This window comes from Planomonospora algeriensis (genome assembly GCF_977012225.1).
Genome location: NZ_CDRNDK010000299.1, coordinates 1 through 8,200 on the forward strand (window position 1 = coordinate 1; position 8,200 = coordinate 8,200).

General features: G+C 72.0%; 6 protein-coding genes and 2 pseudogenes. 7 read left to right on the forward strand and 1 reads right to left on the reverse strand.

Going from position 1 to position 8,200, the window contains the following annotated elements; translation table 11 throughout:
• From ACWJ6R_RS25125 to ACWJ6R_RS25135, 3 genes and pseudogenes are all read left to right on the forward strand, one after another.
• A pseudogene (locus tag ACWJ6R_RS25125) lies at positions 1-325 on the forward strand (hypothetical protein); the annotation flags it as partial.
• Complete coding sequence (locus ACWJ6R_RS25130) at positions 280-1,446, forward strand: nitronate monooxygenase (RefSeq protein ID WP_449064594.1); 1,167 nt, start codon at positions 280-282, stop codon at positions 1,444-1,446. The pseudogene ACWJ6R_RS25125 and the gene ACWJ6R_RS25130, both read left to right, overlap by 46 nt.
• A complete protein-coding gene (locus ACWJ6R_RS25135; protein WP_449064595.1) occupies positions 1,443-2,621 on the forward strand; it encodes a TIGR04053 family radical SAM/SPASM domain-containing protein in 1,179 nt (392 codons plus the stop codon). Before ACWJ6R_RS25130 ends, ACWJ6R_RS25135 begins: the two co-directional genes overlap by 4 nt.
• Positions 2,622-2,685: 64 nt before the next feature.
• Here ACWJ6R_RS25135 and ACWJ6R_RS25140 read toward each other — a convergent pair whose 3' ends face one another.
• Positions 2,686-3,099 carry a pyridoxamine 5'-phosphate oxidase family protein gene (locus ACWJ6R_RS25140; RefSeq protein ID WP_449064596.1) on the reverse strand — a complete coding sequence of 138 codons (414 nt, stop codon included), beginning with the start codon at positions 3,097-3,099 and terminating at the stop codon, positions 2,686-2,688.
• 194 nt (positions 3,100-3,293) lie between these two features.
• Here ACWJ6R_RS25140 and ACWJ6R_RS25145 point away from each other — a divergent pair.
• From ACWJ6R_RS25145 to ACWJ6R_RS25160, 4 genes and pseudogenes are all read left to right on the forward strand, one after another.
• Positions 3,294-5,607, forward strand: a pseudogene (locus tag ACWJ6R_RS25145) (phosphoketolase family protein).
• A gap of 196 nt (positions 5,608-5,803) precedes the next feature.
• Positions 5,804-6,190: a spore germination protein GerW family protein gene (locus ACWJ6R_RS25150; RefSeq protein ID WP_449064597.1), complete on the forward strand. Its 387-nt coding sequence runs from the start codon at positions 5,804-5,806 to the stop codon at positions 6,188-6,190.
• Positions 6,191-6,442: 252 nt separating this feature from the next.
• A complete protein-coding gene (locus ACWJ6R_RS25155) occupies positions 6,443-7,012 on the forward strand; it encodes a hypothetical protein (protein ID WP_449064598.1) in 570 nt (189 codons plus the stop codon).
• A gap of 346 nt (positions 7,013-7,358) precedes the next feature.
• Positions 7,359-8,054, forward strand: a complete 696-nt coding sequence (locus tag ACWJ6R_RS25160; protein WP_449064599.1) for an alpha/beta hydrolase — start codon at positions 7,359-7,361, stop codon at positions 8,052-8,054.
• Positions 8,055-8,200: the final 146 nt, after the last annotated feature.

An 8,200-nucleotide genomic window follows, 5' to 3' on the forward strand; every position in this document is an offset into this window, starting at 1 on the left:
CGCCCCGCCGCAGACCACCCACCCCCTCCTCATCCAGGGCGGCATGGGCGTCGGCGTATCCGGCTGGCGGCTGGCGCGGGCCGTCGCCCGCACCGGGCAGCTCGGCGTGGTCTCCGGCGTCGCCCTGGACGTCGTACTGGCCCGGCGGCTGCAGCAGGCGACCCCGGCGGCGACCTGCGCCGCGCCCTGGCCGCCTTCCCCTTCCCCGACGTCGCCGCCCGCATCCTGCAGCGCTATTACGTACCCGGCGGCCTGCCCGGCGGCCGGCCCTACCGGCCGGTGCCCAAACTCGGCCTGCGCCCCCACCCGCACCGCACCGAACTGACCGTGGCCGCCAACTTCACCGAGGTGTTCCTGGCCCGCGAAGGCCACCACGGCCCCGTGGGCGTCAACTACCTGGAAAAGATTCAGATGGCCACACCCGCCGCCGCCTACGGCGCGCTGCTGGCCGGCGCCGACTACGTCCTCATGGGCGCGGGCATCCCCTCGGAGATCCCCCGGCTGCTCGACGCGCTCGCCGCCCACCACCCGGCCGAGATCTCCGTCACCGTCGCCGGAGCCGACACCGGCCGCCGCCACACCACCGGCATCGACCCCGCCGCCCTGCACGGCCGCACCCGGCCGGAGCCCCTCAAGCGCCCCCGCCTGCTGGCCATCGTCTCCTCCGACGTGCTGGCCGCCTACCTGGCACGGCGACCGGAGACCCGGCCCGACGGATTCATCATCGAAGGCCCCACCGCCGGCGGCCACAGCGCCCCACCCCGCGGCCGCCTCCGCCTCGACGAGACCGGCCAGCCCCTGTACGGACCCCGCGACCGCCCCGACACCGCCAAGATCGCCGCCCTCGGGCTGCCGTTCTGGCTCGCCGGAGGCCACGCCGGCCCCCAAGGACTGCAGCGGGCGCTGCAGACCGGCGCCACCGGAGTCCAGGTCGGCACCGCCTTCGCCCTGTGCCGCGAATCCGGCCTGGACGACGACCTGCGCCGCCGCCTGCTGGCCGGCGCCGCCGACGGCACCCTGACCATCCGCAACGACCCCGACGCCTCACCGGCCGGCTTCCCCTTCAAAATCGCCGACCTGCCCGGCACCGCCGCCGACGCCGGCGTCTACACCGCCCGGCCGCGCCTGTGCGACCTGGGCCACCTGCGCACGCCGTACCTCAAACCCGACGGCGCGGTCGGCTACCGCTGCCCCGCCGAACCGGTCGCCACCTACATCCGCAAAGACCGCCCCGAAACCGACACCACCGGCCGCAGATGCCTGTGCAACGGCCTGGTCAGCGCCATCGGCCTGGCCCAGCACCGCCCCGACGGCTACACCGAGCCGCCGCTGCTCACCCTCGGCCAGGACCTCGCCTTCCTCGCGGACCTGCCCGCCGACCACACCGCCGCCGACGTCGTCGCCGGCATCCTCGGCACCCGCCGAGACGAAAGGACCACCCCATGACCCGCCACCCGCTGCGGCCCGTCCGCCGCGACGTCGGCTCCGCCCCGTTCATCGTCATCTGGGAAGCCACCCGCGCCTGCCCGCTGGCCTGCCGCCACTGCCGCGCCGAAGCCCGCCCCGACCGCGACCCCGCCGAACTGACCACCGACCAGGCCACCGAGCTGATGCGCCAGATCACCGCCTTCGGCCGGCCCGCCCCGCTGTTCGTCATCACCGGCGGCGACCCCTTCGCCCGGCCCGACCTGTACGACCTGATCGCCCGCGCCCGCGAACTCGGCCTGTCCCCGGCCGTCTCACCCTCGGCCACCCCGGCCCTCACCCCCGCCGCCCTGGCCCGCCTGCGCCAGGCCGGCGCCTCGGTCATCTCCCTCAGCCTCGACGGCGCCACCGCCGCCGCACACGACGAGTTCCGCGGCTTCAGCGGCGTCTTCGGACGCACCCTGCGCGCCTGGCAGGCGGCCCGCGACACCGGACTCAAAGTGCAGATCAACACCACCGTGACCCGCACCAACCTGATGGACCTGCCCGACATCGCCCGCCTGGTACGCGAACGCGGCGCCCTGCTGTGGAGCGTGTTCCTGCTCATCCCGACCGGCCGCGGCCGCGACCTGACCTCGCTGACCGCCGCCGAGACCGAGGACGTGCTGAACTTCGTCCACGACATCGGCCGCACCGTCCCGGTCAAGACCACCGAGGCGCACCACTTCCGCCGCGTCGCCCTGCAGCGGCACGTCCTGGCCGCCCGCGGAGCCGACCACGAGCAGATCCTCGGCCTGGGACCGCTCTACCGCGACCTGCGCCGCCGCGCCGAAACCTGCGGGCTCATCGGCGCCGACCGCACCCGCAGACCACCCATCGACGTCAACGCCGGCCGCGGCCTGGTGTTCGTCTCCCACACCGGCGAGGTGTCCCCCTCGGGATTCCTGCCGCTGCCCGCCGGCGACGTGCGCGAGCACCCGCTGACCGACATCTACCGCCACTCGGAGGTCTTCACCCGCCTGCGCGACCCGGCACGGCTGGGCGGACGGTGCGGCGCCTGCGAGTTCAGCGCCGTCTGCGGCGGCTCACGCTCCCGCGCGTTCGCCGTCACCGGCGACGCGCTGGCCGAAGAACCCTGGTGCGGCTACACCCCCGGCAGCTTCCCCTACCCCGAGGACCTGGCGCAGCTGCTCTGAGGCCGTACACCACCGCAGGCCGGTCCGCCCGCACGACGAACCAGGGCAGGGCCGGACCCGCCGCTCAGCCGCGCTGACCGACCCGCCGGCCCGACACCTGCTCGGCGGCGATGACGATGAAGTGGTCACGCGTTCCCGGCGCCCACGGCATCAGCGGCAGCGCGGCCAGCCGCGCGACCTCGAGGGGCTCCTCCACCGCCCGGGCATGCCCCACCACCGTCACCGACCACCCGGTACGCCCGACCGGATCGAACTCGTCGACCTCGAAGGCCACGACGGTCCGGCGCGTGGCGGCGGCCAGCTTGGAACCGACCGTCGTACGGATGACGATGTCCTCGGCGTCCAAGCAGAAATTGACCGGCTGCACGGCCGGCAGCGCACGGTCGGTGAAGACGATCCGCCCGATCGGGCATGAGCCCAGCAGACTCATGCACTCCTCATAGGAGAGCACCTGCAGGCCGGCCGAGTCGAGTGTCATACCCCCAGCCTGCCAGACCACCCACCTGCGGGATTAGGGACGAAAGTCCCTTCGTCGCCGCCGCAGGACCCGTGCCGCGCCCCGGCCGCCGCCACACCGCCGCCCCGCACGACCCCGCCGAGGGACGAACGCCTTGATCACCAAAGGACCTCAGCCCCTAAATGATCAAGAGAAAAGCGGGAACCGTAGTCCCCATGGACAAACTGCAGCGCATCGACGCCTACTGGCGAGCCGCCAACTACCTGTCCGTCGGACAGATCTACCTGCTGGACAACCCCCTGCTCACCGAACCCCTCGCAACCCAGCACCTCAAACCCCGCCTGCTCGGACACTGGGGCACCACCCCCGGACTGAACTTCTGCTTCGCCCACCTCAACCGGATCATCGCCGAACGCGACCAAGACATGATCTACATCGCCGGCCCCGGCCACGGCGGCCCCGCCGCAGTCGCCCACGCCTGGCTCGAAGGCTCCTACACCGAGAAATACCCCGACATCACCCAAGACGCCGAAGGCATGCGGAAACTCTTCCGCCAATTCTCCTTCCCCGGCGGCATCCCCAGCCACGTCGCCCCCGAGACCCCCGGCTCCATCCACGAAGGCGGCGAACTCGGCTACGCCCTCACCCACGCCTACGGCGCCGCCTTCGACAACCCCGGCCTGGTCGTCGCCTGCATCGTCGGAGACGGCGAGGCCGAAACCGGCCCACTGGCCGCCAGCTGGCACTCCAACAAATTCCTCGACCCCTACCGCGACGGCGTCGTCCTGCCCATCCTGCACCTGAACGGCTACAAGATCGCCAACCCGACGGTCCTGGCCCGCATCCCCGAAGAAGAACTCCTCAAACTCATGGAGGGCTACGGCCACCGCCCCCACATCATCTCCGGCGACGACCCCGCCACCATGCACGAACTCACCGCCCGCACCCTCGACACCGTCTTCGACCAGATCGCCGAATTCAAGAACGGCCAGACCACCCGCCTACCCATGATCATCCTGAGGACCCCCAAAGGCTGGACCGGCCCCCGCGAAGTCGACGGCCTGCCCGTCGAAGGCACCTGGCGCTCCCACCAGGTCCCCCTGTCCAACGTCCGCGGCAACGACGAACACCGGCACCTGCTCGAAGAATGGATGCGCTCCTACCGGCCCGAAGAACTCTTCGACACCGACGGCCACCCCAAACCCGAGATCTTGCAGACCGTACCCACCGGCCCCCGCCGCATGAGCGCCAACCCCCACACCAACGGCGGCGAGATCCTGCGCCCCCTCGCCCTGCCCGACTTCCGCGACTACGCCGTCGACGTCAAGACACCCGCCGCCCAGCAGACCGAACCCACCCGCGTCCTCGGCGCCTTCCTGCGCGACATCATCGCCGCCAACCCCCAGACCTTCCGCCTCATGGGCCCCGACGAAACCGCCTCCAACCGGCTCGGCGCCGTCTTCGAGACCACCGACCGCACCTGGAACGCCGAGATCCTGCCGACCGACACCGACCTGGCGCCGCGGCCGCGTCATGGAGGTCCTGTCAGAGCACCTGTGCCAAGGCTGGCTGGAGGGCTATCTGCTCACCGGCCGCCACGGCCTGTTCAACTGCTACGAAGCCTTCATCCACATCATCGACGCCATGTTCAACCAGCACGCCAAATGGCTCGACGCCTGCCACGACATCCCCTGGCGACGCCCCATCGCCTCCCTCAACTACCTGCTCTCCTCCCACGTCTGGCGCCAGGACCACAACGGCTTCAGCCACCAGGACCCCGGCTTCCTCGACGTCGTCGTCAACAAGAAAGCCGACGTCGTCCGCGTCTACCTCCCACCGGACGCCAACACCCTGCTCTCCGTCGGCGACCACTGCCTGCGCTCCCGCGACTACGTCAACGTCATCGTCGCCGGCAAACAACCCGTCCTCGACCTGTTCACCATGGACGAGGCCATCGCCCACTGCACCCGCGGCCTGGGCATCATCGAATGGGCCAGCAACGACACCGGAGGCGAACCCGACGTCGTCCTGGCCTGCGCCGGAGACGTCCCCACCCTGGAAACCCTCGCCGCCGCCGCCCTCCTGCGCCGCCACCTGCCCGACCTGAAGGTCCGCGTCATCAACGTCGTCGACCTCATGCGCCTGCAACCCCCCAGCGAACACCCCCACGGCATGTCCGACGCCCAGTTCGACGCCCTGTTCACCCCCGACAAACCCGTCATCTTCGACTTCCACGGCTACCCCTGGCTCATCCACCGCCTCACCTACCGCCGCCACGGCCACCACAACATCCACGTCCGCGGCTACAAAGAGGAAGGCACCACCACCACCCCCTTCGACATGGCCATGCTCAACGACATCGACCGCTACCACCTCGTCATGGACGTCATCGACCGCGTCCCCGGCCTCGGCACCCGCGCCGCCCACCTGCGCCAGCAGATGTCCGACGCCCGCCTGCGCGCCCGCGCCCACACCCGCCAGCACGGCGAAGACCTCCCCGAGATCCGCGACTGGACCTGGACCCACTGACACCCCACCCGGACCCGGACCCGGGCACCCGCCGGCCGCGAGCACACCCCCGGCCGCGGCCGGCACCCCCCGCACCGGCCCCTTCCGGTACGACACACCGCCACCCACCCCCCGCACAAGGCATGATCATGGGGGAGAGGAACCCCGCGACCACCGCCCCCCGAGCGGCCCCACCAACCGGGAGGAGACCACCACGATGGACATCATGAAACTGGCCGAGCAGACCCGCGACACCACCGCCGTCAGCCGCGTGTTCGGCGAACCCGTCACCCGCGACGGCATCACCGTCATCCCCGTCGCCAAGATCACCGGAGGCGGGGGAGGAGGAAGGGGCAGCGGCAAGCAGCAGACCGGCCGGCACCCAGGCCAGCCCGGTGAAGGCTCCGGCGAAGGCGAAGGCGGCGGATTCGGCCTCAGCGCCGCACCCGCAGGAGTGTTCGTCATCAAGGACGGCGAAGTCCGCTGGCAACCCGCCCTCGACGTCAACCGCATCGTCCTGGGCGGCCAGCTCGTCGGCGTGGTACTGCTGCTGACCATCCGCACCGTCGCCCGCCTGCTCGCCCGCCGCCGCGGCAGGCGCTGACGACCCCGCAAGAACCCGGCACCTCCACCGGTGCGGGACCACCCGACCGGCCCCGCACCCAAGCCGCCCCCGCCGCAGGCGCCCAGCACGCCGCCCGCCGACGACAGCGGGGGAGGGGAGGGCCGAAAGTCCCGCCGGACGGGGACCTCAGGTCGGCCGAGCGGTGCCGTACGGCTCTGCGAGGAAGAGGGCGCGAACCGATGTACTGGGTGACGTAACCGAAAGACGAAAACCCCGGAAAGAGAGCCGATCATGGCCATCATCGAAGGCCGCGCCCCGGTCACCGGACGCCCCTCCGCCCCCACCGCGACCGCCGCCCCCACCGCGCTCACCCCCCGCACCCCGCCGCCCTACGCCTTCGGCGTCGCCCGCATCGCCCTGGGCTGGGTCTTCCTGTGGGCCTTCCTCGACAAGATGTTCGGCCTCGGATTCTCGACCGCCGCCGCCAAGGCCGTCGTCAACGGCGGCAGCCCCACCACCGGCTTCCTCAAGGGCACCGGCGAGAACGCCCTCGGCGGCCTCTTCGGCGCCCTGGCCGGACAGGCCTGGGTCGACTGGCTGTTCATGACCGGCCTGCTCGGCATCGGCCTGGCCCTCATCACCGGCGCCGGCATCCGCATCGCCGCCGCCAGCGGCACCGCGATGATGCTCATGATGTGGGCCGCCGAACTGCCCCTGGCCACCAACCCCTTCATGGACGACCACATCGTCTACGCCCTCGTCCTGATCGCCCTGGCCCTGGCGAGCGCCGGAGACACCCTCGGCCTGGGCGCCCGGTGGGGCAAGACCGCCCTGGTCGAGCGACTGCCCATCCTGAAGTGACCGCCCGCCGCACCCGACCGCCCGCACGCAAAGCGCCCGCTCCTCCCGACCCGGAGGACGGGCGCTTTCCCATCCCCACGGAACGTCCTCCCGCGAGAGCCCCGAGACCTCTTCAGCTCCAAGACCTCTCGCAGGGCCCCGGAAAGCCCGCCCCGCCCGCCGTACACGAGAACCGCCGCAAGACCTGCGCCCCGGCCGCCCCGCACGGCGCCCCGGCGAGCCACCGGAACAGCGGACGCCCGCCACCGTCATTACTCGAATATGGACTTACCGGCACTTTCATTCAGCCGGCTGCGGGCACAGGGGAGATGCACCCGGACGACGCCCACGGTGGAAGGTGATCGCAGTGCCGATCCCGGAAGCGGCCCCCGCCCACACCCATCCGGACGAAGGGGCCCGGCACGGCCGCCTGACCGCCCGCCCCGCCCTCACCTCCGCCACCGCCGAACCCGGCACCCACCGGCTGACCGGACAGGCCCTGCTGCACGTCCCGCGGACCTCCCGCCCGCCCACTCGCCTGGCCGTCGTCCTCCACGGCGCCGGAGGCACCGCCGAACAGGCCCTGAGCTGGCTGTCCCCCCACGCGGACACCGCCGCCGCACTGCTCGTGGCGCCCCAGTCAATCGCCTCCACCTGGGACATGATCACCGGCGGATACGGCCCCGACGTGGCCCGCCTCGACACCGACCTGCGCGAGGCCTTCGCCCGCACCTCCATCGACCCCGGCCGCGTCGCCATCGCCGGTTTCTCGGACGGCGCCTCCTACGCGCTCTCCCTCGGCGTGACCAACGGCGACCTCTTCACCGCCGTCCTGGCCTTCTCCCCGGGATTCCTGGCACCCCTCGTCCACCACGGCCGGCCCCGTTTCCACGTCTCGCACGGCACCGCCGACCGCGTCCTGCCGGTCGAACGCTGCAGCCGCCGCATCGTCCCCCGGCTGCGCAAGAGCGGATATCCCGTCACCTACGAGGAGTTCACCGGCGGCCACGAGATACCCGCGCGCACCGCGGCCGAGGCGATGCGCTGGTGGACGCGGGAGTGAGCCTCCCGGAAAACCACAACACCCATCAGAGCAGAGGACACACCCGTGATCCGTCGCGATCCGTAAGAAGAGGCAGGAAACGGACAGCGAAGCCGCGCCGCCCGCAGGGCACGCGGGCCGGGCGGGCGGCGCTGGCCGCAGGCGCC

Bases quoted from the DNA above. Each gene is read 5' to 3' on its own strand.
- ACWJ6R_RS25135 (WP_449064595.1), top strand. From the start codon at position 1,443: ATGACCCGCCACCCGCTGCGGCCCGTCCGCCGCGACGTCGGCTCCGCC.
- ACWJ6R_RS25140 (WP_449064596.1), bottom strand. From the start codon at position 3,099: ATGACACTCGACTCGGCCGGCCTGCAGGTGCTCTCCTATGAGGAGTGC.
- ACWJ6R_RS25150 (WP_449064597.1), top strand. From the start codon at position 5,804: ATGGACATCATGAAACTGGCCGAGCAGACCCGCGACACCACCGCCGTC.
- ACWJ6R_RS25155 (WP_449064598.1), top strand. From the start codon at position 6,443: ATGGCCATCATCGAAGGCCGCGCCCCGGTCACCGGACGCCCCTCCGCC.